Genomic DNA, 23,950 nt, shown 5'->3' on the forward strand with positions numbered 1-23,950 from the left:
TATTATGAACAATTTTACATTCTACAGTCCAACATATTTTGTTTTCGGCAAGGATACTGAAAATGAAGCAGGTAAATATGTTAAGCGTTTTGGCGGTGCTAATGTTTTAATTCATTACGGTGGAGGCTCTGTTGTAAAAAGCGGTTTGCTAGAAAGAGTTGAAAAATCCCTTACTGAAAGCGGCATAAGATATAAAACTTTAGGTGGGGTAAAGCCTAATCCAAGAAGCGGCTTGGTTTATGAGGGAATAAAGCTTTGCAAGGATGAGAATATAGATTTTATTTTAGCTGTTGGCGGAGGAAGTGTTATTGACTCTGCAAAAGCTATAGCTGCAGGCGCGAAGTATGATGGAGACTTCTGGGATTTTTATAAAGGAAAAGTGATAAAAGAAGCAATCCCAGTGGGAACTATTTTAACTATTTCAGCAGCAGGTAGCGAAGGTTCTAGCGGTTCTGTTATAACCCATGAGGATGGTATGTTAAAACGTAGTGCTGGCGGAGATGTACTTAGACCTGTGTTTTCTATATTAAACCCAGAGCTAACTACTACTTTATCTAATTACCAGACAGCTTGCGGTGCTACAGACATCATGGCCCATGTATTTGAGAGATATTTTACAAATACTAAAGACGTTGAAATAACTGATAGACTTTGTGAAAGTGTGCTACTGACCATAATTAAAGAAGTACCAAGAGTTATAGAGAATCCAAAAGACTATAATGCTAGAGCAAATATAATGTGGGCTGGAATGATTGCTCATAACAATATTTGTGGAGTAGGGCGAGATCAAGATTGGAGCAGCCATAAAATAGAACATGAGTTATCAGCTTTATATGATGTGGCCCATGGAGCAGGTCTGGCAGTTGTTTTTCCAGCATGGATGAAATACGTAATGAGAAATGCAGTGAATAAATTTGCTCAAATGGCAGTTAGAGTATGGGGATGTGAAATGGACTTTGAACATCCTGAAAAAACTGCATTAGAGGGAATACATAGATTTGAGAACTTTTTAAAATCCATAGGTATGCCATTAACTTTTGAGGAAATTGGTGCAAAAGAAAATGATATTCCAGAAATGGTAAAAAAATTAATGGGTGAGAATGATAAATTAGGTAGCTTAGTATCATTAAGTGCTAAGGATGTAGAAAATATATATCGTTTAGCTCTGTAAAAAGGGAAGTGTAAAAGCTATGAGTGTAAAGCTCATAGCTTTTATGCGTATATCAGGCAAATTAACCATAAGTTAAATTAACATCATAATATTTAACCATATATCCATTGGTACATAAGGCATATTAAGTTATACTAAATACATGGGGCCTTATAATAAAATTATGGAGTGAGAAGTATGGATAAATTGCCAATAGGTGAAGTGATTTTTAAATTAAGAAAAGAAAAAGGAATTACACAAGATCAATTAGGGAATTTTATCGGGGTGTCAACAGCGGCAGTATCTAAATGGGAAAGTGGAATTTCTTATCCAGATATAACCTTACTACCTGTCCTTGCAACTTTTTTTAATGTTTCCATTGATAAACTCTTAAACTTTAAAATTGAACTTTCAGATGATGAAGTTATGAAGATATTTAGTGAGTGTCAAGAAATTTTCAATGATAATGACTTAGAAAAGGGAATAGATAAAAGTAAAAACTATGTATCAAAGCATTCTGGAAGCTATTATCTAAAGTTTAGAATTGGTTTTCTATTTACTATGTATTCATGGAAAGGTATAAGCGCGGAAAAGTCTATGAATATGATAGGTTATGCCATTGAATTGTTTGAGGATGTGGCTAAAAATTGTAGTAGAACAGATCTAGTTGAAGCTTCTTTATTTCAACTTGGAGGTCTTTACTCAACAATTGGGGAAGAAGATAAAGCAATAGATGCATTAAATAAGATCCATAAAAGCCAGTGTGACCCTAATGATATACTTGCAAGCATATATATTCAAAAGAATGAACTGAAAAAAGGTAGGGAATTACTTCAAAGAAAACTGTATAAGAGCATAAATGATATATCTTTAATATGCAAGGGACTAGCTAATTCATATTTGAAAAGCGATAAAGATTTAAATAGAGTAGAAAAATATCATAAATTACCTATAGAAATTAAAAATTTAATATCTCCTAAGGGAGAAGGAATATTATTTTTATGGATGGAATATTTTCATCTAGCACAAACTTATTTACAGTTAAATAAAGGGGAAGAAGCTATAGAAATGCTAAATAAAATGGTAGAATATATAAGAGGAAATGACATTAATAAATCAGAGAAATTTAGCACACTATGGTGTTTTGATGAACTTCCGGATTCTACTAGAACAATAACTATGAATCTATATGAAAATATTTTTAAAATCTTTGAAGAGCCAAACTTTGATAAAATTAGAGAAAGAAAAGAGTTTATAAATATTGTAAAAGAGTTAAAATACTTAGAAGAATCGCGGAAATAATTTTTTATAATATAAGTAAAGGGTGGGAGATATAGATGAAAAATATAACTTTTCAAGATATAAAAAACAATAAGGAATTTCAAACCTATATTCAAAAGGGAGATGAATTATTAGGAGTGATGGGATATACAGAACACTCCTTTGTGCATGCTGGAAGAGTAGCTTACACTGCAGCCAGCATATTGTCTAGCTTAGGATATAGTGAAAGAGAAAAAGAACTAGGGAAAATAGCAGGATATATACATGACATCGGAAATATGGTTAATAGAGTAGACCACGCTCAGACCGGTGCTATTTTAGCTTTTAATATTTTAACTAGAATGGAAATGCCTCCTGAAGAAATCGCCACCATTGTTTCTGCCATTGGAAATCATGATGAAGGTACGGGGCAATCGGTAAATACAGTTTCAGCAGCTTTAATACTAGCAGATAAAAGCGATGTTAGAAGGAGCAGGGTTAGAAATACGGATTTTGCTACCTTCGATATTCATGACCGTGTAAATTACGCAGTAGAAGATTCAGAGGTTAAAGTTGATGGAGAAAAAAGAATTATTTTACTAGAAATGAAAATAGATGTGACCATTTGCTCCTTAATGGAGTACTTTGAAATATTTTTAAATCGAATGATGATGTGTAGAAAGGCAGCGGATTTCTTAGGAGCTACCTTTCAATTAGTGATAAATGGCACAAAGTTATTATAGTTGTAAATTTTAAGAAATTTGTAAGAATTATAGTGACTAGTTTTAAAAAATTACCTTGTATAATTGCATGTATAAAGCAAATATATGGGGTGATAATAATTTATGAGAGAAATAAAAGTAGTAAGAAAAGCAAAATTGGCAAGAAGAGCAAAAGCTGTAAGAAAAATTAAATTGCTCTTAACAACTTTGATTGTGGTATTTATAGCCTTTCTATCCCTTGAAAAAATGCTTATGAGTAAAATAAGTGAGGAAACAAATTTAAGAGAACAGATATATTCTTATATGCAGGTGGAAAAAAATCAAAAAACAGTGTTTAATTCTGCTATAGCATTAAATAACGGAGATTCTGCTAATACCTGTGTTTATTTTGTAGCAGAAGTATTAAGAAGAAACAATGTTAGAATTTCGGAAGATACTTGCAATACAGCTCAATTGATAGAAATCTTAAAAGAAAAGGGATGGAAAAAAGATAATAACTATAAAAATCTTAAGCCTGGAGATATTGTATTTACCACAGATGGAATGGGGAATAAAAATGGTGTTCCTACTCATACCTATGTATTTATGGATTGGGTAGAAGAAGGAAGCTATGACTATGCTTATATATGTGATAATCAGGCAAAGGATTATGATAATAAAGTATATCATATACGTAATGTTAAAAGTCCAGATAATGCAAATGGTTTTACTAAAGATGCTTTCAGTTTTTTTATGAAGCCTTAAAGGAAAAGAACTTAACATTCAAGAAAGAATGGTGAAATAAAAATGATTAAACTAGAAAGAAAGTATTCCATATCCATAGGGTTAAGTGTAGCTATATTATCATTTATGCTTATATTTATAGGAGTTAGAGGATTTTTAGGAAATGAAGTAAACATAAATAATATATTTGCCTTTATGGTATTTTCAATTGTAGTAGGTATTATAGCTTTTGTATTAGTATATTTTATATGTAAAATCGCCTTTATATGTTTAATTATTGGGCTAATTTTAGGATATTTTGAAATGTATCGTGCTTTTTTAAGCCCTATGACTGGTTGGGGAGATTTAATAGGGATTGTATCTTTATTTATGTGGGCTTCAGTGGGATTAGGATTAGGGTTAGTAATACAACTGGGTGTTTATTTATATAAAAAGTTTAAAAGGACATGAGGGAAAATGTTAAAAAGGAAATTTAATAATATTTATAGAATAGTATAAGGGTAGATAAAGTTTCTACCCTTATTTTATTTGTATGTAATTTATGATATATATGGAGGGCTTATGAGAAAAAAGGTTGCTATAATAACTTATGATAAGAAAATTGGCTTGTTTTATAAAGATAATCTACTAAAGCTTTTGGGTGACATAATAGAGATAGATACATATTCTACAGATGATAAAAATCCATTGAATCTTAAAAAAGCAGATTTATATCTTACTTCCACATGTGCTTTTGGAAGGGAAGAGGATTTAAGAACAATGGTGGGAATGGATGCTGAGGTTGTAATTATAGGACTTACTTTTTATAAAGAGATTTTGGATAGACTTTTAGCATATCCTCCAGGAACTCTTGCCTATATGGTAAATTTATCCGCTCAAATGGTAACAGAAACTATGGCTACATTATATCAGTTAGGTTTAAAGAATATAACTTTTTACCCTGTGTATCCAGGAGTCAAGAATTATCCTAAGGATATAACCCTTGCTATAACTCCAGATGAGGAGAGGTTTGTTCCTGAAAATATAAAAGATGTAATAAATATAGGTAATCGTGTATTAGATGTTGATACCGTAACTGAAATAGCTTTTAAGTTGGGGTTTGAGGATTTTCTATTAACAAATCAATTTAAAGAGTATGCTTCAAAGTTACCTATAGCAAATTATAATGTAGATAGACTTTTTGGTGAAAAAACTCAACTAGAAAGTCAATTTGAAATACTTCTAAGTATATTAGATGTGGGAGTGATTGGTACAGATAAGGAGGGAGTTATATTTTGCGCTAATAGAATAGCAGAAAAGCTGACCTTATTAAAAAAAGAAGAGATGATAGGAAAAAGAGGAACGAATCTTTTTAATAACATACCCTTTGATGTATGCAAAAATAACCTTACAACCATTAAGTCAAAGCTTATAAAGATAAATAATATTGATGTAAACTTATCACTCACTCCAGTTATTAGAAACAATAGTTTCTATGGTGCCTTTGCTATCATTCAAAACTTCTCTGAAGAGGAATTTAATCAACATAAGTTAAGAGTTCAACTATTAAATAAAGGACATAAAGCTAGGTATAATTTTTCAGATATTATTGGAAAGAGTCCTGTTATATTAAAAACAATTGATATAGGAAAAAAGATGGCAAAGACAAACTCTTCTGTATTAATTACGGGGGAGAGTGGTACAGGTAAAGAATTATTTGCACAAGCAATACATAATTACTCCAATAGAAAAGAGTATCCTTTTGTAGCCATAAACTGTGCAGCAATTCCTGATAATTTATTAGAGAGTGAGCTTTTTGGATATGAAGAAGGAGCTTTTACGGGAGCTAAAAGGGGAGGAAAGCTAGGACTATTTGAATTTGCTCATGGAGGCACATTATTTTTAGATGAAATAGAGGGGATGAGTGTAGGGCTCCAAGTGAAGCTATTAAGAGTAATTCAAGAGCGTGAAGTAATGCGCATTGGGGGAAATAAAATTATAAATATAGATGTAAGGATTATAGCAGCAACAAATGAAAGAATAGATGAACTTGTAAAAAAGGGTAGCTTTAGAAAGGATCTTTACTATAGATTAAATACCCTTCCATTGGACATTCCACCCTTAAGGAATAGAAAAGATGATATAATGATTTTATTTGATGCTATGCAAAAAAGTATAGGCAAACATTTTGAAATAGATAGCAAGGCTAAATTTGCACTAGTAAACCATAATTACGATGGCAATGTTAGAGAACTTAGAAATTATGTGGAATATCTCAGTTATGTGGATAAAGAAATAATAGAATATGAGGATTTGCCAGCTTCTTTAAAGGAAAATAAAGTTGTTACAAGTAATTATGAGGACTCTATTGATGTAGAAAAAATTCAAAGCTTTGAAAATAACAATAAATGTTCTAAAGAAGAGAACTTATTTATACTAGAATGCCTTTACATAGCAAATGAAAATAATTTACTTATTGGTAGGAAGTTCATCTCCGAAGAAGCCTTTAATAGAGGGTTAAACATTTCAGAACAAAGTGTAAGAACAATCCTTAAAAACTTGGAGAGTTATGGGTTTGTAAGAGTTTCCAAGGGCCGTGGTGGTAGTAAAATTACAAGCCTGGGAAAAGCTCTATTGAATTATTATAATAAGTGTTAGCATGAATTAAATGGGTTTAATGGTTGAATTGTATACAGTTCAACCATTTTTAGATGAAATAAGTTGGAATAATGCGACATTTAACATGATTAATGTATTGGCACATAAATTGCTCTATAATTAAATGTAATGATAAATAAGGAGGAGTAGTATATGAAATACGATTTTGATGCTATTATTGACAGAAGTAATATGTGGTCTGTAAAGTATGATGAAGCAGAGAAGAAATTTGGAACTAAGGATTTATTGCAATTATGGATTGCGGATATGGAATTTAAGACATCGCCTGAAATAATTGAGGCAATGAAAGAAAGGGCAGAACACGGAATATTTGGATATACCTCTAGAAAAGAAAGTTATGATGAGGCCATTTTAAATTGGCAAAAAAGAAGAAATGGATGGGAAATAGATAAAGATTTAATGAGCTTTAGTCCTGGAGTTATACCTGCTTTAGTATACATTGTAAACGAATTAAGTGAAAAAGGAGATAAAGTTTTACTACTTAGCCCTGTATATTCTGAATTCTTTACTGTAATTAATGATTGGAATAGAGAGGTAGTAACCAGCTCATTGAAAGAAGTAAATAGTAGATACGAAATAGATTTTGATGACTTTGAAAAAAAGGTTTCAGATGGAGTTAAACTATTTATACTATGCAATCCTCATAACCCAGTAGGAAGAGTTTGGAGCGTCGATGAACTTAAAAAATTGGGAGATATCTGTGTAAAATATGGAGTAACTATTGTGTCAGATGAAATACATTCAGATTTGAATTTATTTAATAATAAACACACTGTAATGGCAACAGTGTCAAAGGAGATTGCGAAGAATACTATAACTTGCTTTGCGCCAACTAAAACATTCAATCTTGCAGGAATTCAAGCTAGTAGTATAGTATTTCCTAATAAAGAGATAAAAGAAAAATATGATGAGTATTGGGGTAAAATGGATATAAGAAGAAACAATTGCTTTAGCGCAGTTGCGGTTGAAGTAGCTTATGATAAAGGAGAAGAGTGGCTTAAAGAGCTAATACCTTACATTGAAAATAACATGAAGTTTGTTAAAAAGTTTTTAGATGAAAATATTCCTAAGATAAAAATGTCCATACCTGAAAGTACTTATTTAATTTGGTTAGATTGCAGAGAATTAGGAATGAATCCTCAAGAACTTAATGAATTCATGGTAAAAAAGGCTGGGTTAGGATTAAATAACGGTACAGCTTTTGGAGAAGATGGAGCAGGTTTTATGAGATTAAATGCTGCTTGTTCAATTAAAATCTTAGAAAAGGCCATGAATCAACTAAAGGTAGCAGTAGATAATTATTTAAAAATTCAATAATAAAATATTTTTAGGGGGTTTTTTTAATGTTAAAGACTAACAACAAAAAGGAAAAAAGTTTTATCCTAAGGGCTTTAGACGCAGTTGAAAAAGTCGGAAATGCCTTACCAAATCCCACCACAATTTTTATCATATTATCAGCACTTGTTGTTGTAATTTCTGCTATTTGTGCTAGCGCTGGAGTTAAAGTTAGTTATGAAATGTTCGATGCTACGAAAAAAGCAATGGTAACAAAAGAAGTTGCAGCAGCCAGCCTTCTTTCTGTAGAAGGAATTAGATTTATGGTAACATCTGTAGTGAGTAACTTTACAGGTTTCGTGGCATTAGGGCCTGTATTCGTTATTATGCTAGGAGTAGGAGTGGCAGAGGGAACTGGATTTATGGCGGCAATGTTAAGAAAAGTTGCAAAGGTAACACCTAGAAAAATGGTAACAGCAATGGTTGTATTTCTAGGAATCATGTCTAACGTTGCTTCCTCCACAGGCTACGTGGTACTTGTTCCCCTTGGAGCTGTGCTTTTCATGAGCTTTGGTCGTCATCCTATAGCAGGCTTGGCTTCAGCTTTTGCAGGGGTATCTGGAGGTTGGGCTGCAAACCTTTTAATTGGAACAAATGATCCTGTTTTTGCAGGCATGACAATGCAAGCGGCTAATACATTAGATCCTAATTATCAAGTTTTACCTACAAGCAATTGGTACTTCTTGGTAGCATCCACATTTTTAATTACAATAATCGGTACATTAGTTACAGAAAAAATTGTTGAACCTAGACTAGGAGCCTATACTCCAGATGAAGAAATTATTGTAGAAGATGTATCTGGCAACGAAAAAAGAGGAATGAAGTTTGCAGCAATATCAGAACTTATATATTTAGTAATAATGTTAATCTTAGTAGTACCTCAAAATGCTATTTTAAGAAATCCTGAAACAGGAGCAATAATGAAATCTCCATTTATGAGTGGAATTATATTTTTCATGATGTTATTCTTTCTTATACCAGGTTTCTTCTATGGAATTGGGGCTAAGGTTATAAAAAATGATAAAGATGTTATTGATTTAATGGTAAAAGCTATAAGCGGCTTGTGTGGATATTTAGTATTAATATTCTTTGCAGCTCAGTTTGTTGCACACTTTAACTATTCAAACCTTGGAACTATTATTTCTGTTAATGGGGCAAGTTTCCTTCAGAAAACAGGGTTTGTTGGAATACCTTTGATTGTTTCTTTTATACTTGTAACAGCTTTTATAAATATATTTATTGCTGTAGATACAGCAAAATGGGCTATGATGGCTCCTATATTCGTGCCAATGTTTATGAGAATTGGATTGTCACCAGAACTTACTCAAATGGCATATAGAATAGGTGATTCATCTACAAATATAATTGCACCTTTAATGCCTTTCTTTGCACTCGTTGTGGCATTTTGTCAAAAATATGATAAAAAGAGCGGCATGGGAACCCTTATATCCACAATGCTTCCTTATTCAATTGCAATACTTATTGGATGGATAGTATTCTTTATAGCTTGGTATTTAATAGGGCTTCCACTAGGACCAGGAGCACCACTTTTATATCCACTTATGTAAAAATAAAATGAATGCCAGTGCCGCAACTACAATAGGGTTGTAGTACTGGCTATTTTAAAATAGGAGTTGATTTAAATGAAAAATAGACGTGAAAAAATAAAAAAATTAATGATAGAAAATAATATAGATGTTGCAATAGTTTCTTCTCCAGAAAATGTATTTTATGTTGCTAACTATGCTGGCAATCAACATTGTGTTTCAAGGCAGGCAGAATTTTCTGCTGCTATTATGTGGAAGGATGATGTAAAGCCCTGTGCTATTACTATGGATTTTGAAAAGCCAACTTTTGAAGAAAATACTGATATAGAAGTATTAGCCTATGATACTTGGGTTGGGGTGAAAAATTTAGCAGAAATAGAAGAAAATATAGCCCTAACTTTAAATAGAGAAAGAGTAGATATATTTAAAATTATTCATGACAGAATAGAAAAATCAGGCTTTTCTAAAGGGGTTATAGGCCTTGAAATGGATTATATATCCCATAACTTTTACAATAAGCTATTAAAAATACTTCCAGAGGCGAATTTTGTAAACATATCCACCTTATTTGTAAAAGGAAGAAGCATTAAAACAAAAGAAGAAATAGATGTGTTTAGAAAAATTACAAAGGTGGAAGATGAAGCCTTACTATACACTAGCAGTTTTATAAAGGCAGGAGTTAGTGAAAGGGAATTAATAAACATATATAGAAGTAAAGTAATGGAGTCAAAGGTATGCGTACCTAGCAGTTGGTCCATGCTGTCCTCAGGGGTAAATTCATCAAAGCTTACATTGCCAACGGATAATGTGATAAAAGATGGAGATATTTTTAAATTTGACGGGGGGGTAAACTGCGAATTTAGCTTTTACACTACAGATATGTCAAGATCTTATATTATAGGCAAAGGTAACCCTACTCTGGTGGAAGTAAAGAAGAGATTATATGATGCCCAAAGGTTGATGATTGAAAATATAAAACCAGGTATGAAAATATGCGATTTATTTAAATTAGGATATTCTTATGTAAAGGAAAAGTATTCAAGCTATGAAAGAGGTCATTTGGGACATTCCATAAGCATTGGACCTCAAACCTGTGAGTATCCTGTAATTACTCCAACAGAAAATACAGTTATTGAAGAAGGAATGATTTTTTGTATAGAAGTACCTATGTATATTAGGGGAGTTGGTGGATTCAATATAGAAGATATGGTTTTGGTTACAAAGGATGGTGCAGAGGTTTTAACCTATAGGACACCTCATTATCTTCAAGATGAAATAAGATAGAAAAGGAGACTTGGGTTATGAAGGTAGTAGTAATTGGTGGAGTTGCAGGTGGAGCTGGAGTTTGCGCAAGACTTAGACGAAACAAAGAAGATTTACAAATAGTAATGATTGAAAAAGGTGACTATATATCTTATGCAAACTGTGGATTACCTTATTATATTGGAAATGTAATTGTGGATCAAAATGAGCTTTTATTACAAACACCTGAAGGATTTGGAAAAAGGTTTAATATTGATGTAAGAGTAAAAAATGAAGTTACAAGTGTTAATCTAGATAAAAAAGAAGTAGTAGTTTTAAATCATAATAGTGGTGAAATTTATGTAGAGAGCTATGATGTTTTAGTAATGTCACCTGGCGCAAAGCCTATTGTGCCAGGTATGAAGGGCATAGATAAACCCCATGTACATACTTTAAGAACAGTTCCAGATACTTTAAATATTAAGGAATATATAAATAGAGAAAAGCCAGTAAATGCCGTTGTAGTTGGCGGAGGATTTATTGGAATTGAAATGGGGGAAAACCTAAGACATTTAGGAATAAATGTTTCTATTATTGAAGCGGCAGATCATGTTATGGGTACTGTTGATAGTGATATGTCCCACGAAATTCACAACCATATAAGGGAAAAAGGAGCGAACTTATACTTAAATAGTAAAGTAGTAGAAATTAAGGATAAGTCTGTGCTTTTAGAAGATGGACGTGAAGTAGATGGAGATTTAGTAATAATGAGCATAGGGGTAAGGCCCGAAACGGAATTTTTGAAGGACAGTGCTATTAACCTGGGGGCAAGGGGAGAAATCATCGTTGATGAGTTTATGCAGACTTCTCAGGCTGATGTATATGCTCTAGGAGATGCTGTTTCTGTGAAAAGTTTTGTTAGCGGCAAGGAAAATATTATTCCTCTTGCAGGTCCTGCCAACAAACAAGGAAGAATAGTTGCTGATAATATAGTATCAAAAAAAGTAAAATACAATGGAACTCAAGGTACTGCCATAGCAAAGGTCTTTGATATGACCGTAGCTTCCACAGGGGAAAGTGAGAGAAGTTTAAAGCAAAACGGCATTAGCTATAAAAAAGTTATCACCTATTCAGCCTCAAACGCTACTTATTATCCTGGGGCGGAGTTTATGACCATAAAGCTTTTATTTGCACCAGATACAGGAAAGGTTTTAGGGGGACAAATTGTAGGGTATAAGGGAGTGGACAAAAGAATTGACACCATAGCATCTAGCATAAGAGCGGGGCTTAATGTGTATGATGTGCAGGAGCTGGAGCTTGCCTATGCACCACCTTTTTCTTCGGCAAAGGACCCTGTCAACATGGCTGCATACGTAGCAGGCAATATATTAGACGGAATCATGAAGCCCTTTTATATTGAAGATATAGAAGATATCCCTAAAGAGGATATTATTTTAGATGTGCGTACAGAGCAAGAAAATCAGGAGGGAAGAATAGAGGGTTCTATAAACATTCCCCTAGATGAACTTCGTGATAGAATTTCTGAATTACATAAGAGTAAAAAATATTATATATATTGTAGAGTGGGTCAAAGAGGGTATATTGCTCAAAGAATCTTAGAGCAGAAGGGCTTTGATACTTTAAACTTAAGCGGAGGCTATAAATTTTACGAACAGTTTTTAATAGACCAAGGGAATAAGTAGTCTTTAAAGGGATTGAGGATTATTGGGAGGTAAGAATGAGTTGGTATAAAGTTGTAATTTTCATATTAATTACTATGCAAATTGTGTGGATATTTCTCACGGTTTTTTTGGTAAAACATATGAGGAAAAAATATAGTGCTGTGGATAGTTTGCTTTTTAATATTTCACAAGGAGATCTTACAAAAAAGCTAAATGAGGGGAAGATGGATTACTTAAGTTCACTACATTCTAATGTAAACAATCTTATTTTAAAATTTAGAAATTTAGTGGCACAAATCATGACTCTTACAGATAAAAGCATTAATTACACCAGTGAATTAAATAGCGATACCATGAAGATTAATATATCCACTAAAGAAACGGTTAAGGTTATAAATGAAATTGCAAAATCCATGGAAGACCAAATAACTTCTATAAAAGATGCAGAAAGTTATTCAGAAGAAGCTATGAATGTTGCAAAAAACATTGTGGAGAAGTCAGAATTAGTAAAAGAAAAGGCTAACATAACCATAGAAACAATTGATGAAAGCAGCGAAAACTTTGAGTCTCTTATAGATAAGCTAGATAAGGCGGCTAAAACTAGTGCAGAAACTGCTGAGAGGGTAAAGAATCTTGAAGGTCAAACCATATTAATTCAAAGTATTGCAGATAAGGTTAGTACCATTAGTGATAGCACTAATCTTTTAGCACTTAATGCTTCCATAGAAGCTGCAAGAGCTGGTGAGGCAGGACGGGGCTTTGCGGTGGTGGCAGAGGAGGTAAGGAAACTTGCGGAGGACTCCACTATGCAATCAAAGCAAATACAGCAGGTGGTGGACGGCATAAAAGAGGAAATACATAATATTATCTGTAGTATGGAAGAGGAGGCTAATTCCATTAAAGAATATGTTGATTTTTCCCATATAACCAAAGAGCATTTGGAGAAGATTAACATTGAAACAAAAGGGGTCTTTGAAACATTTGGCGAAATAAGCAAGGAAATAGATACACAGGAAAAAATGATGAAAAGCGTTGTGGATATTATTAAAAATACATCCTACACCTTTGAAAACATTGCGGCCTCCACTGAGGAAATGGCGGCTTCAGCGGAAGAACAAGCTATCACCACAGATGAAACCTTTAAAAGGCTGTCCTATCTTTTAGAAATGAATAAGAGTATAGAAAAGTACGTGGCGGACTTTGTAAAAAACTATAAAATAGATGATAAAACTCAAAAGTACATAGAAAATGGTTTAAAAGAATTAAGGGAAATGGCTAAAAATCCTTCCTTAGTGGCTATGGAATACTCTAGTGGTACTGCTTATTTGAAGGATGAAATAAAAACACACCCTCAATTTGAACTGCTTGCCACTATGCAAAAAGACGGCATGAGAAAGGCTATAACTTTGGATTATAAAGAACAAGAGGTATATGTAAATTTTGCACACCGTCCATATTTTAAAGAAGCCATTGCAGGAAAGGAATTTATGTCAAAGCCTTATATTTCTGTAGATACAAATAATTACTGCATTGCCATGGCAGTACCTGTAAAAGATAATTCAGGGAAAATCACTGGAATACTCATGGGTGATTTAAGGCTTTGATTTAAATAAGGAAAGCTTAGTGTATTTAGCACTAAACTTTCCTTATTTAATTATTTTACTTTTAGGCCTAATTCTCTAACTATTATTTTTGCTGCTTCTTCTGCCACTTCTCCAGTAAAAGAAATGCATTGATCCATGTGTTTCTTGGAACCAAGCCTCATACCTTTAGTTAAAACTCTGCAACATAAGCACTTATGTCTAGACTGAAAAACATCGTGCAATTCTTTGGACAAAGTCATAGTCTTATTAACCCTTTTGTCCTTTGCCTCACTTCTACCAAAAAATAAACCTATTGCCATGATACCACCGACTACTGCACCACAAGTACATCCAGAACCACCTATCCCCACTGGAAAGCCTGAAGCCATCTTTACAATGTCATCGGATACAGGTAGTTGGAACTCATCCTTAATTGTTTTTATTATTGATTCAGAACAATAAAAATCACCATTACGGTAATAGTTTTCTGCAGTAGTTTTTATTTTGTTTAAGTCAATTACATTATCCAATCCTTTTCCCCCTAAATAATATTTAAAAATCAATTAATTACTAGTATACTATTTTTAAAAAGTTAAGTACAATATTTTCATTGGTAATAAGTTAACCTTATGGCAAAGCTATCTTAATAAAGAGCCAGTACACACTATAGGAACAGTAGATAAGGTTATTAGAGATAAAAATATAAAGAGAACTATTGATAAAACACATTTTCATGATTTTGTAGAAGATTTAGGTAAAGAGTATGTGCATATATATGAGAAGATTTTTGAAGAGTAGTGAGTATTTGATTTCCTCGATTTGGGCATTAACATATTTTAGGATAGAATCATAACATATTATATAGAACTTATATTAAAAGGAGATATTATGTATAATTATTATTTCAGAGATAATATGATGCCTCCAAGTGTTATAGCTCAAGCAAGAGGAGATGTAAATGGTGATAGAATACCTGATGATGTGTATTTAACTGGAACAAGAACGCCATCTAGTCCGTTTATTCAAAACATTACCCTAATTATACGGGATGGAAGAACAGGTAGAGTTACTAGAATACCACTTCCTCAAAACCAAAACCAAGGATATAATCCTAGGTTATTTTTAGGGGATTTTACGGGAAATGGTGTGGATAATATTTTAATAAGTATTGACTCAGGCGGTAGTGGTGCAATAATGTATCATTATATTTATTCATTTATTAGGAATATACCCATGTTAATTTTTGACTTTGAGTTATATAACCAAGAATACAAATATGAGGTTACTTATAAAGATTATTATAAGGTTGAAGTTATAAGTGAGAAAAACAATGAAAAATACATTATAGACATATCAAACAGGGGAGAAGATTATTTAAATGAAATATACCATAAAAATGGAAAGCTAAAGAATCCAATTACGGGATTTGTAAATCCACTAAGCGGAATGTATCCCGTGGATTTTGATTCCAATGGAGTATATGAGCTATTGGCTTATCAAAAAATAGCTGGAAGATATAATGCAGATTCTTTAGGATATGTTTTGAATACTTTAAAATGGCAAAACAATAGGTTTGTTTTGGATAATCAGAATGTAGCTATTTTCGGAACGGAAGTTTAATAATAACATAAATGGACATTATCTTTAATAAATAAGAAGATAATGTCCGTTTTTTATATTCAATAATTAATGTACTTTGTCGATAAATTATATATACTATACTTAATTATGCTTAAGGAGATTGAGAATATGAGGGAAAATTTCATAGAAAAAGTAAATTTATCGGTTTTGCAGATTAATATATTAATGTCTGTTATAGTGTTAGCTGGATTTTTAATTGAGTATTTAAAAGGGGAAAGAAGCCTTTTAGTTATTTCTTTATGGTCAAGCCCTCTTTTAATATGTTTACTTTTTTCAATTGCTATCTATCTTAAAAATAAGGAAAGCAACATAATAAAAATCATATCATTTGTAGGGTTTACCATTACATACACTTTAGTATTATTTAATGGTAAATCTCCTCTAACTTTTATATTTATCTTTCCGCTCTTATGTGCTTATTGTTTATATTTTGAAAAAAAATTTATATATATTTCTTCATTTATAGTGTTTTCTATTAATTTGATTTACATTATTCAAAGATATTTAAAGGGCTTTAATTCCAATATGGATACTTTAAATTATACTATGCAAATAGGAACAATTATCATGTTTATAGGGGCAGTTTTCTTAGTTGTAACTATTGGAGGAAGACAAAGAAGGGGATTAGAAGATAATCTTCAAAGTCTTAATGAACAGAAATATCTTCAAAATGAAATACTAAAGGACATATATAAAGCTATAAATATATTAGACAATAATTCAAAAGAAATAAATAATATAGTTGAAGAAATAGTGATATATTCTCAAACTGTAGAAAAGTCAATTAGAGAAGTTGGAGCTGGAGCTAAAGACAATTTAAAAAGAATACAGGATCAAACCAATTTATCAGAGGAGACTCAGCAGAGTTTACAAATTACCTTAGAGCTTTCAAACAATATGGAAAGGTCTTCAGAAAGTGCAAAGGACATGCTATTAAAAGGAGGCACCATAGTAGGTAATTTAGTAGAAAAATTTAATGAAGGAGATAATAGCTATAAAAGATTATATTCCATTGTAGAAAATACCCATGTGAAATCCGATTCTATGGGAGAAATTACTGAAGTTATAAATTCTATTGCAGAACAAACCAATCTATTAGCTTTAAATGCATCCATAGAAGCAGCAAGGGCAGGGGAAGTAGGGAGAGGTTTTAAGGTTGTGGCAGAAGAGATAAAAAAATTAGCTGAAGAAAGTAAGGTAGCTATTATAGATATCAATAATATAATTAAGGAATTTAAAGAAGAAAGTAGGAAATCTTTTTTAGAAATAGAAAGATTGAAAACTATAAATGCTGAGGAAAATAAATTGATAGTTGAAACAAAAGGTGTTTTCTTAAATATAAACCATACTATAGAGTTTTTAAAAGATAAAATTGAAGATGTTAACTCACAAATTAGTGAATTAACTAAAGGCAATAATGAAGTGGTGAAATCTATTTCTGGTATATGGAGTGTTTCAGAAGAAACGGTGTTAACTACTGAGAAAGTAATAGTAGCCACAGAAGAATACTCTAAAAAAAGTAGTAAGGCGAAAGAATTGACAAAGGAATTATTAGATATTTCAAAGGGAATGAGTAAGTATATTAAGAGCTAAGGGTTTTCTGAATAGGAAAACCCTTATTTTAATTGTAAAAATCCTTTACCTTATCAAATAAATTATATAAGGTAAAGAAACACATTGACACTTATCTATGTGTTGGAATATAATACATATAGATATCTATCTATATGTATAAACAAAAACTAGTGGAGGTAAATGAATTGAGTAAAAACTATGGAGAATATGCTTTATTTATGAAAGCACTATCAGATGAAACAAGGGTAAAAATTTTTGACATGCTTTCTAGCGGGGAGCTTTGTGCTTGTAATATACTTGAGGAATTCAATATAACTCAGCCTACGCTTTCGTATCATATGAAAATCCTATGTGAAAGTGGTCTTGTGGAGAGTAGGCGTGATGGAATATGGATGAAGTATTCAATTAATAAAAATTCTTTAGAGCTATTACAAAATTATTTTGATGATATGGGGTTAAAAATTTTAAGGAGATGATTTTATGTATATATTTCAATGGTTAAATAATCAATTACTGAAAATGGAATGGCTTCATAATTTAGTGACGGTGCTTGTAAGAAATGTTTTTAGATTAGACGTAAATAGTAAAGTTGGAGGGAGTATTCACTTTTTTATCTATGATGTTATAAAAATATTTATATTACTTTCAGTTTTAATATTTATGATTTCATATATTCAAAGTTTCTTTCCACCTGAAAGAACTAGAAAAATTTTAGGTAGGTTTAGTGGAATTACAGCTAATATATTAAGCGCTTTACTTGGAACTGTTACACCATTTTGCTCTTGCTCCTCTATTCCACTATTTATAGGGTTTACCAATGCTGGACTACCAATTGGTGTTTCCTTTTCATTTTTAATATCTTCCCCTCTTGTAGATTTAGCATCGGTTATTTTGCTTGCTAGCATATTTAACTGGAAAATTGCAATAGCTTATGTAGTTGTAGGTATTGTACTAGCAGTTATTGGAGGAACTATTATTAGTAAATTGAAACTAGAAAAATATGTAGAGCCCTTTGTTTTTAACAACAAGGTCCTTGAAGTTGAACAAGAGGAGTTGACTACTAAAGATAGAATAGATTTTGCAAAGGATCAAGTGCTAGATATAGTAAAAAAAGTGTGGTTATATGTTTTAATAGGTGTAGGAATAGGCGCTGCTATCCATAACTGGATTCCAGAGTCCATAATAACTGCCTTACTAGGACAAGGTAAATGGTATTCTGTTCTATTAGCAACTTTTGTAGGTGTTCCTATGTATGCTGATATTTTTGGAACACTACCAATTGCTGAAGCTTTAGTTTTAAAGGGTGTAGGGCTTGGTACGGCACTATCCTTTATGATGGGAGTAACTGCCCTTTCTCTTCCATCTATGATTATGCTTAAAAAAGTTGTTAAGCCAAAACTTTTAGCTATATTTGCGGGCATTGTTACCTTAGGAATTATTATAATTGGATACAGCTTTAATGCCTTTGGTTATCTTTTCATGTAAGGGGGTAAATTTTGAGGAGTTTATGCTCTAAGGGTTTAGCCCGCTTGTTAAAATATTAAATTTTTTAGGAGGTAAATATTATGAGTGAGAAAAAAAGTTTATTTGGAAATTTATTTGGTAGAAAAAAATCTAGTGGCTGCTGCAATACAGAGAGTGTTACAGAAGTGAAAGAAAGTTGCGGTTGTGAATGTGAAGGAGGAAATTGCGAAACCAATGAAGAAAACACACCTATAATTGAGGGCGCTATAAACATTAAAATTTTAGGTTCCGGTTGTAAAAGTTGTGTTACCCTTGCAGAAAACACTAAGTTTGCACTACTGCAAATGGGATTGGAAGCAAATATAGAAAAGGTTACTGATTTTGCAGATATCACAGCTTATGGAGTAATGTCAACACCAGCTCTTGTTGTTGATGAAAAGGTAGTGTCCTTTGGTAAGGTATTAAAACCTAATGAGATTGTTAAAATTCTCGAAAAGGTGGCGAAATAATATGGGTAGCGATTCCTCAAGTTGTTGTTCAAGTAACAATAGTTGCTGTTCACCAAGGGCAGAAAAAAAGATAATCACCATTGACTTTCTGTATCTTGACTTGAGTGTTTGTGAAAGATGCCAAGGAGCAGAGAATAACCTTGATAAGGCTATTGATGAAGTATCAGGAGTATTAAAGGCGGCAGGTTTTGAGATAATAGTAAATAAGATTAATGTAATCTCAAAGGAACTTGCTATAAAATATGAATTTTTAAGTTCTCCTACTATTAGAATAAACGGTAATGATATTGAATTAGAAGTTAAAGAATCATCATGTAAGGAATGTGGAGATCTATGTGGTGATGATGTGGATTGTAGGATTTGGATGCATGAAGGTGTTGAATATAATGAGCCACCTAAAGAAATGATAATTAATGCTATTCTTAAAGAAGTTTACGGAGATAGAAAAGCAGATACTGTTAAAAAGGGTGAATATGTATTACCTTATGATTTGCAGGTATTTTTTGATGGATTAAACAATAAATAAATATTTCGGTTAGGATGATAGTTAATCACCCTAACCTTTTTTTAATAATAAGGAACATTTAATAATATAATGAATAAAATACCATATATAGAGAAGAATATATGTATAAGTTAATTCTAAGTTAATTTATAATAAGTGCATTGACTATATATAGATGATGATATATATTATATATAGATAAATGTCTATATAGGGGTGATTATGTGAACTTAAATTATGAAGATAATGCAAAGATTATTAAGGCACTTTCAGATAGCAATAGACTAAAAATAATTGATATTCTATCTTGTGGAGAAAAGTGTGCCTGTGATATTTTAGAACATTTTGATTTTACTCAGCCTACGCTATCACATCACATGAAGGTGTTAATGGATTGTGGTATTGTAGATTGTAGAAAAGAAGGATTGTGGAGTTATTATTCTTTAAACAGCGCTAATTGTAATAAATTAATTTTATTTATTATGAATCTTGTAACAGATACAGATGAATGTATATGTAAAAATAAATCTAAATGTGAATGTAAATAAAAAAATAAGGAGATGGATTTTATGAAAAAAATGATTATTTTTGACCCAGCTATGTGTTGTTCTACAGGAGTTTGTGGACCAGGAGTTGATCCAGAGCTTTTAAGAGTATCTACTGTATTAAATAATTTAAAAAACAAAGGAATTATTGTTGAAAGACATAATTTAACAAGCAATCCTCAGGCTTTTGTTGATAATAAGGTTATCAACGAGTTATTAAATACTGAGGGGGTAGATGTTCTACCAGTAACCATCGTAGATGGTAAGATAGTAAAAACAAAAGCTTATCCAACAAATGAAGAGTTTTGCAATTTATTAGATGTACCTGAAGATTATCTAAAGCTCACTATAAAAAAACCATCTAAAGGCTGCGGATGTACTGGTGGATGTTGTTAATATAGAAAAGAGGGATTATAATGTTCAAAAATTTTAATGTAACAGAGATAAAATTAACAAAATATTTGTTTTTTACGGGAAAAGGTGGAGTAGGTAAAACATCAACAGCCTGTGCCACAGCAGTGGCTTTAGCTGATGTAGGTAAGAAAATTATGCTTATTAGCACAGATCCAGCTTCAAACCTACAGGATGTTTTTAATACTGAGCTTAATAATAAAGGGGTTCAAATTAAGGACGTACCAAACCTTGTGGTTGCTAATTTTGACCCAGAGGAAGCAGCTGCTGAGTATAAAGAAAGTGTAATAGCTCCATTTCGTGGTAAATTACCAGAAGTGGTTCTAAAAAACATGGAGGAACAACTCTCGGGTTCATGTACTGTTGAAATAGCTGCTTTTAATGAGTTTTCTACCTTTATAACTGATGATAAGGTTCAAAAGGATTTTGACCATATAATATTTGATACAGCACCCACAGGACATACTTTAAGAATGCTACAACTGCCATCAGCCTGGAGTAATTTTATTAGTGAAAGTACCCACGGAGCATCTTGCCTCGGTCAGCTTTCAGGACTTGAAAGTAAAAAAGAAGTTTATAAAAATGCAGTGGAAAACTTAGCGGATAAGGAAAAAACTACACTTATACTTGTATCTCGCCCTGAACCATCACCGCTTAAAGAAGCGGAAAGAGCATCTAAAGAACTTCAAGATATAGGGGTAAATAATCAAGTTTTAATAATTAATGGTGTTCTTGAAGAACATGATGACTATCTTTCTAATGCTATTTATGAAAAACAACAAAATGCATTAAAGAATATACCAGAAGGGATTAAGTCGCTTGAAACCTTTAAAATACCTCTAAGACCTTATAATGTGACAGGACTAGAAAACGTAAGAGCATTTTTAAATGATAACAATGTTAAATATAATAGTGAAAAATTAAATACTCATAATATACCTAAATTAAATAATGTTATAGAAGATTTATATACTAGAAACAAAAAAGTAATATTTACCATGGGGAAAGGTGGAGTAGGTAAAACTACCATAGCTGCTGCTATTGCTTTAGGACTTGCTAAAAAAGGAAAGAAAGTACATTTAACAACTACGGACCCAGCAGCTCATTTAAAGTTTGTATTAGATGAGAGTTATGGTATTACTTTAAGCAGCATTGATGAAAAGAGAGAATTAGAAAGATATAAGGAAGAAGTATTAAGTAAAGCCAGGGAAACCATGAGTGATGATGATATTGCTTATGTTGAAGAAGATTTAAGATCTCCTTGTACTCAAGAGATAGCAGTATTTAGAGCTTTTGCTGAAATAGTTGATAGGTCAGAAAAGGAGATTGTAGTTATTGATACAGCACCAACAGGACATACGTTGTTACTACTGGATTCTACTCAAAGCTATCATAAAGAAATTCAGCGTTCTCAAGGGGATATTCCAGAATCAGTTAAGAAGCTTTTACCTAAACTTAGAAATGAAGAGGATACAGAGGTTATTATTGTAACTATTGCAGAAACTACACCAGTTCATGAAGCCTTAAGGTTACAGGAAGATTTAAATAGAGCTGATATTCATAGCAAGTGGTGGGTTATCAATTCAAGCTTCTATGCAGCTAATACCACAAATGATATTTTGAAGGTAAAGGCAAGTAATGAAGTGGAGTGGATTAACAAAGTAAATGAAATATCCAAAGGGAATTTTGCAGTTATAGAATGGATTCCAGAAGAAGTAAAAGGTGAGAAACTTGAGGAGTTGATAAAATGAGAATACTAGTGATAGGTGCCGTAGCATCGGGAACATCAGCCGCTGCAAAGGCTAGAAGAAATGATGATAAGGCAGAAATAGTAATATACGAAAAGGATAAGGATATTTCCTATTCAGGTTGTGGGCTTCCTTATTATATAGGTGGAGAAGTAGGGGATATTGGAGAACTCACACCAAGAGATCCTATATTCTTTAAAAAGAAATACAATATTGATGTTTTTATTGGCTATGAAGTGTTAAAGATAGATACAGAGAAGAAAGAATTATCCATTAAGAATCTAAGTACAGGTGAAGTATTTAAGGATAGATATGACAAGCTAGTTATTGCAACAGGTGCTACTCCTTTTATACCTAATGTAAAAGGGATAAACGACCCTAATGTATTTTTTTTAAGAAATGTTCAAAGTGCTAGAAATATTAAAAATTTCATAGATGAAAGAAAACCAAAACATGCAGTAATTGCAGGGACAGGATTTATTGGTTTTGAAATGCTTGAAAATCTAATGGAATATGGAATAAATGTTACTATTGTAGAAAAGCAAAGCAAAATAACACCAAATCTCGATGAAGATATGGCAATGTTTTTAGAAAATGCTTTAACTAAAAAGAATATTGCCATTATGAAGAACACTAGTATTGTCGAAATTTATGAAAATAAGGTGATTTTAGAAGATGGAAAAGAAATAGAAAGCAATATGGTTATTATGGCCACTGGAGTAAGACCTAATGTGGGACTTGCTAAAGAAGCAGGAGTAGAGCTTGGAATTACTGGAGCAATAAAGGTTAATAACAGGATGGAAACAAATATCAGAGATATTTATGCTTGTGGTGACTGTATTGAAACTTTTTCTTTAATCACCATGAAACAGGTATATAGACCTCTAGGTTCCACAGCAAATAAGACAGGAAGAATAGCGGGAGATGTGCTTACTGGTGGTACTTTAGAATATAGAGGTAACTTAAGTACTGGAATATTTAAGCTCTTTGATATGACTATTGCAATTACAGGTTTATCTGAAAGGGAAGCTATAGCAGAAGGATATGATATAGTAACTTGCCATAATATTAAACCAGATAAACCAGATTATTTTCATGGCAGAGAAATGGTCATAAAAGCTATTGCAGATAAGAAAACTCAAAAGCTATTAGGAGTACAAATTGTTGGGTATGAAGGTGTAGATAAGAGGATAGATGTATTTGCCACTTTAATTACTTATGGTGCAAAAGTGGAGGAACTTTTCCATTTAGATCTAGCCTATGCTCCACCGTTTTCAACAACTAAAGATCCCGTTCACTATACAGGAATGATATTAGACAATGCCTTAAATAATCATAGGCCAATTATAACATCAGTAGAAGCTCAAAGATTGATAGCTAACGGTGAAAAAATACAAATTATTGATGCTAGGGAAAATAAACAATACAATGAATCTCATGTGGATACAGCAGTTAGCATTCCTCATAGTAATTTAAGAGAAGAGTTAATAAACTTAGATAAGGATGTTTTAACAATCACTTACTGTAATAAGGGAGTAACAGGAAACGCAGCGCAAAATATATTGATTAACCATGGATTTAAGAAGGTTTACAACCTTTCAGGAGGACATAAGTTTTATAAGGAGACAAAGAAATAGAGGGGGATTTTAA

The 23,950-nt window shown here is 32.2% G+C and carries 22 protein-coding genes; 21 read left to right on the forward strand and 1 reads right to left on the reverse strand.

Features of this window, described 5'->3' with window-relative positions; genetic code table 11:
• Window positions 1-4 precede the first annotated feature (4 nt).
• The 11 genes from ABDZ69_RS01015 (at window position 5) to ABDZ69_RS01065 (ending at window position 13,923) form a co-directional block, all read left to right on the forward strand.
• Window positions 5-1,171 carry an iron-containing alcohol dehydrogenase gene (locus tag ABDZ69_RS01015; protein WP_343765518.1) on the forward strand — a complete coding sequence of 389 codons (1,167 nt, stop codon included), beginning with the start codon at window positions 5-7 and terminating at the stop codon, window positions 1,169-1,171.
• 177 nt (window positions 1,172-1,348) lie between these two features.
• Window positions 1,349-2,452: a helix-turn-helix domain-containing protein gene (locus ABDZ69_RS01020; protein ID WP_343765520.1), complete on the forward strand. Its 1,104-nt coding sequence runs from the start codon at window positions 1,349-1,351 to the stop codon at window positions 2,450-2,452.
• Between the two features lie 35 nt (window positions 2,453-2,487).
• Window positions 2,488-3,153, forward strand: coding sequence for an HD domain-containing protein (locus tag ABDZ69_RS01025; protein ID WP_343765522.1), 666 nt, complete (start codon window positions 2,488-2,490; stop codon window positions 3,151-3,153).
• 102 nt (window positions 3,154-3,255) lie between these two features.
• On the forward strand, window positions 3,256-3,876 hold the full coding sequence (locus ABDZ69_RS01030; protein WP_343765524.1) for a hypothetical protein: 621 nt from the start codon (window positions 3,256-3,258) through the stop codon (window positions 3,874-3,876).
• Window positions 3,877-3,918: 42 nt separating this feature from the next.
• Complete coding sequence (locus ABDZ69_RS01035; RefSeq protein ID WP_343765525.1) at window positions 3,919-4,305, forward strand: hypothetical protein; 387 nt, start codon at window positions 3,919-3,921, stop codon at window positions 4,303-4,305.
• Between the two features lie 111 nt (window positions 4,306-4,416).
• Window positions 4,417-6,492: a sigma 54-interacting transcriptional regulator gene (locus tag ABDZ69_RS01040; RefSeq protein ID WP_343765526.1), complete on the forward strand. Its 2,076-nt coding sequence runs from the start codon at window positions 4,417-4,419 to the stop codon at window positions 6,490-6,492.
• Window positions 6,493-6,645: 153 nt separating this feature from the next.
• Complete coding sequence (locus ABDZ69_RS01045; protein ID WP_343765528.1) at window positions 6,646-7,830, forward strand: MalY/PatB family protein; 1,185 nt, start codon at window positions 6,646-6,648, stop codon at window positions 7,828-7,830.
• A gap of 26 nt (window positions 7,831-7,856) precedes the next feature.
• The gene (locus ABDZ69_RS01050) at window positions 7,857-9,416 is read left to right on the forward strand and encodes an AbgT family transporter (RefSeq protein ID WP_343765529.1); all 1,560 of its coding nucleotides are present in this window, start codon (window positions 7,857-7,859) and stop codon (window positions 9,414-9,416) included.
• A gap of 75 nt (window positions 9,417-9,491) precedes the next feature.
• The gene (locus ABDZ69_RS01055) at window positions 9,492-10,679 is read left to right on the forward strand and encodes a M24 family metallopeptidase (protein WP_343765531.1); all 1,188 of its coding nucleotides are present in this window, start codon (window positions 9,492-9,494) and stop codon (window positions 10,677-10,679) included.
• 17 nt (window positions 10,680-10,696) lie between these two features.
• Window positions 10,697-12,340 carry an FAD-dependent oxidoreductase gene (locus ABDZ69_RS01060; protein ID WP_343765533.1) on the forward strand — a complete coding sequence of 548 codons (1,644 nt, stop codon included), beginning with the start codon at window positions 10,697-10,699 and terminating at the stop codon, window positions 12,338-12,340.
• A 35-nt stretch (window positions 12,341-12,375) separates the two neighbouring features.
• On the forward strand, window positions 12,376-13,923 hold the full coding sequence (locus ABDZ69_RS01065) for a methyl-accepting chemotaxis protein (protein WP_343765534.1): 1,548 nt from the start codon (window positions 12,376-12,378) through the stop codon (window positions 13,921-13,923).
• Window positions 13,924-13,973: 50 nt separating this feature from the next.
• On the opposite strand, the gene ABDZ69_RS01070 is transcribed toward ABDZ69_RS01065, so the two are convergent.
• Window positions 13,974-14,432 carry a C-GCAxxG-C-C family protein gene (locus ABDZ69_RS01070; RefSeq protein ID WP_343765536.1) on the reverse strand — a complete coding sequence of 153 codons (459 nt, stop codon included), beginning with the start codon at window positions 14,430-14,432 and terminating at the stop codon, window positions 13,974-13,976.
• 358 nt (window positions 14,433-14,790) lie between these two features.
• On the opposite strand from ABDZ69_RS01070, the gene ABDZ69_RS01075 reads away from it, so the two are divergent.
• The 10 genes from ABDZ69_RS01075 (at window position 14,791) to ABDZ69_RS01120 (ending at window position 23,937) form a co-directional block, all read left to right on the forward strand.
• The gene (locus tag ABDZ69_RS01075; RefSeq protein WP_343765538.1) at window positions 14,791-15,522 is read left to right on the forward strand and encodes a VCBS repeat-containing protein; all 732 of its coding nucleotides are present in this window, start codon (window positions 14,791-14,793) and stop codon (window positions 15,520-15,522) included.
• 129 nt (window positions 15,523-15,651) lie between these two features.
• On the forward strand, window positions 15,652-17,136 hold the full coding sequence (locus tag ABDZ69_RS01080; protein WP_343765539.1) for a methyl-accepting chemotaxis protein: 1,485 nt from the start codon (window positions 15,652-15,654) through the stop codon (window positions 17,134-17,136).
• Between the two features lie 167 nt (window positions 17,137-17,303).
• Window positions 17,304-17,594, forward strand: a complete 291-nt coding sequence (locus tag ABDZ69_RS01085) for an ArsR/SmtB family transcription factor (protein ID WP_343765541.1) — start codon at window positions 17,304-17,306, stop codon at window positions 17,592-17,594.
• A 4-nt stretch (window positions 17,595-17,598) separates the two neighbouring features.
• A complete protein-coding gene (locus tag ABDZ69_RS01090) occupies window positions 17,599-18,603 on the forward strand; it encodes a permease (RefSeq protein WP_343765542.1) in 1,005 nt (334 codons plus the stop codon).
• Between the two features lie 80 nt (window positions 18,604-18,683).
• On the forward strand, window positions 18,684-19,091 hold the full coding sequence (locus ABDZ69_RS17090; protein WP_425544619.1) for a thioredoxin family protein: 408 nt from the start codon (window positions 18,684-18,686) through the stop codon (window positions 19,089-19,091).
• 1 nt (window position 19,092) lies between these two features.
• Window positions 19,093-19,617: a DUF2703 domain-containing protein gene (locus tag ABDZ69_RS01100; protein WP_343765543.1), complete on the forward strand. Its 525-nt coding sequence runs from the start codon at window positions 19,093-19,095 to the stop codon at window positions 19,615-19,617.
• 203 nt (window positions 19,618-19,820) lie between these two features.
• On the forward strand, window positions 19,821-20,144 hold the full coding sequence (locus ABDZ69_RS01105) for an ArsR/SmtB family transcription factor (RefSeq protein WP_343765545.1): 324 nt from the start codon (window positions 19,821-19,823) through the stop codon (window positions 20,142-20,144).
• Window positions 20,145-20,165: 21 nt separating this feature from the next.
• Window positions 20,166-20,537, forward strand: a complete 372-nt coding sequence (gene arsD, locus ABDZ69_RS01110) for an arsenite efflux transporter metallochaperone ArsD (RefSeq protein ID WP_343765548.1) — start codon at window positions 20,166-20,168, stop codon at window positions 20,535-20,537.
• A gap of 20 nt (window positions 20,538-20,557) precedes the next feature.
• Window positions 20,558-22,303, forward strand: a complete 1,746-nt coding sequence (gene arsA / locus ABDZ69_RS01115; RefSeq protein WP_343765550.1) for an arsenical pump-driving ATPase — start codon at window positions 20,558-20,560, stop codon at window positions 22,301-22,303.
• The gene (locus ABDZ69_RS01120; protein WP_343765553.1) at window positions 22,300-23,937 is read left to right on the forward strand and encodes an FAD-dependent oxidoreductase; all 1,638 of its coding nucleotides are present in this window, start codon (window positions 22,300-22,302) and stop codon (window positions 23,935-23,937) included. The genes arsA and ABDZ69_RS01120 overlap by 4 nt, the downstream gene beginning before the upstream one ends.
• Window positions 23,938-23,950 lie beyond the last annotated feature (13 nt).

This window comes from Clostridium malenominatum (genome assembly GCF_039521365.1).
In the GTDB taxonomy this organism is placed as follows: Bacteria; Bacillota; Clostridia; order Clostridiales; family Clostridiaceae; genus Clostridium_AW; species Clostridium_AW malenominatum.

Coding starts and splice junctions, on each gene's coding strand:
- ABDZ69_RS01015 (WP_343765518.1), top strand. CDS start 5: ATGAACAATTTTACATTCTACAGTCCAACATATTTTGTTTTCGGCAAG.
- ABDZ69_RS01020 (WP_343765520.1), top strand. CDS start 1,349: ATGGATAAATTGCCAATAGGTGAAGTGATTTTTAAATTAAGAAAAGAA.
- ABDZ69_RS01025 (WP_343765522.1), top strand. CDS start 2,488: ATGAAAAATATAACTTTTCAAGATATAAAAAACAATAAGGAATTTCAA.
- ABDZ69_RS01030 (WP_343765524.1), top strand. CDS start 3,256: ATGAGAGAAATAAAAGTAGTAAGAAAAGCAAAATTGGCAAGAAGAGCA.
- ABDZ69_RS01035 (WP_343765525.1), top strand. CDS start 3,919: ATGATTAAACTAGAAAGAAAGTATTCCATATCCATAGGGTTAAGTGTA.
- ABDZ69_RS01040 (WP_343765526.1), top strand. CDS start 4,417: ATGAGAAAAAAGGTTGCTATAATAACTTATGATAAGAAAATTGGCTTG.
- ABDZ69_RS01045 (WP_343765528.1), top strand. CDS start 6,646: ATGAAATACGATTTTGATGCTATTATTGACAGAAGTAATATGTGGTCT.
- ABDZ69_RS01050 (WP_343765529.1), top strand. CDS start 7,857: ATGTTAAAGACTAACAACAAAAAGGAAAAAAGTTTTATCCTAAGGGCT.
- ABDZ69_RS01055 (WP_343765531.1), top strand. CDS start 9,492: ATGAAAAATAGACGTGAAAAAATAAAAAAATTAATGATAGAAAATAAT.
- ABDZ69_RS01060 (WP_343765533.1), top strand. CDS start 10,697: ATGAAGGTAGTAGTAATTGGTGGAGTTGCAGGTGGAGCTGGAGTTTGC.
- ABDZ69_RS01065 (WP_343765534.1), top strand. CDS start 12,376: ATGAGTTGGTATAAAGTTGTAATTTTCATATTAATTACTATGCAAATT.
- ABDZ69_RS01075 (WP_343765538.1), top strand. CDS start 14,791: ATGTATAATTATTATTTCAGAGATAATATGATGCCTCCAAGTGTTATA.
- ABDZ69_RS01080 (WP_343765539.1), top strand. CDS start 15,652: ATGAGGGAAAATTTCATAGAAAAAGTAAATTTATCGGTTTTGCAGATT.
- ABDZ69_RS01090 (WP_343765542.1), top strand. CDS start 17,599: ATGTATATATTTCAATGGTTAAATAATCAATTACTGAAAATGGAATGG.
- ABDZ69_RS17090 (WP_425544619.1), top strand. CDS start 18,684: ATGAGTGAGAAAAAAAGTTTATTTGGAAATTTATTTGGTAGAAAAAAA.
- ABDZ69_RS01100 (WP_343765543.1), top strand. CDS start 19,093: ATGGGTAGCGATTCCTCAAGTTGTTGTTCAAGTAACAATAGTTGCTGT.
- arsD (WP_343765548.1), top strand. CDS start 20,166: ATGAAAAAAATGATTATTTTTGACCCAGCTATGTGTTGTTCTACAGGA.
- arsA (WP_343765550.1), top strand. CDS start 20,558: ATGTTCAAAAATTTTAATGTAACAGAGATAAAATTAACAAAATATTTG.
- ABDZ69_RS01120 (WP_343765553.1), top strand. CDS start 22,300: ATGAGAATACTAGTGATAGGTGCCGTAGCATCGGGAACATCAGCCGCT.